This window comes from Rhodovulum viride (assembly GCF_003265965.1).
GTDB lineage: Bacteria > Pseudomonadota > Alphaproteobacteria > Rhodobacterales > Rhodobacteraceae > Rhodovulum > Rhodovulum kholense.
This window is the reverse complement of record NZ_MUAV01000120.1, coordinates 1-892: the sequence shown is the minus strand read 5'-3', so window position 1 is coordinate 892 and position 892 is coordinate 1. Positions and strand designations below refer to the sequence as shown.

The 892-nt window shown below is 71.6% G+C and carries 1 protein-coding gene; it reads left to right on the top strand.

Annotated features, from left to right (window positions below; translation table 11 throughout):
- Nucleotides 1-892: phage tail protein (locus BYZ73_RS21335; RefSeq protein ID WP_146746399.1), on the top strand; the 892-nt coding region annotated here is incomplete at both ends.

Here is an 892-nt window from a genome sequence, read left to right as displayed (position 1 = left end):
TCAACGGCGTGCTCGATACCGAGGCCAGCCCGCGCGAGAACCTCGATGCGCTCTCAAGCGCCTGGGGCGGCTGGTGGGCCTGCGAACGCGGGCGGCTGACGCTGGGCGGCGCGGTCTGGGAAGAGCCCGAGCTGACCATCACCGAGGACATGCTGGTCGCGGGGATCCGGGTGATCGCGCGGCGGCCCTTCGAGGAGCAGTTCAACACCGTCAAGGCGCAGTTCGCCGACGCGACGGCCGAGCATGTGGTGACCGACCTGCCGGTGCTGGCCTCCGAGACGTATCGCGCGGCGGACAATGGCGAGCGGCTGGTGCGCGATCTGGGCGAGCTGCCGGGCGAGACCGATCCGGTGCGCGGCCAGCGGCTGATGAAGCTGGCACTCCTGAAGGGGCGGCGCCAGCGCCAGGCGATCCTGCCCTGCAGCCTTGCCGCCTGGGGCGTGCGGCTGGGCGATAATATACGTGTCACGATCCCGCGGCGGGGCTGGGAGGCCAAGGCCTTCGAGGTCACCGCCCGCGCGGTGACGGTCGGCCCCGAAGGCGTCCAGGTGCGGCTGACCTGCCTGGAAACCGGCCCGGCGATCTTCGACTGGCGCACCTCGGAAGAACAGGCCCGGCCCGCGGGCGGCGTGCCCACGCTGCCCTCGCCGACCGCCAAACCGCAGGTCTCGGCGCCGACGATGACCGAGGAACTGTACGAGACGCGCGGCGGCGGCGGGGTCAAGACCCGGGTCCGGCTGGCAGCCAGCACCGACAATCCCTTCATCGACGCCTGGCAGTTCTCCTGGCGGCCGATCACCGAGACCGAGACCACCGTCCGCGGCCTCACCGATGTGGCCGAGGACCTGATCGACGATGTCGCGCCCGGCACCTATGTCTTCGGCGCGCGCGG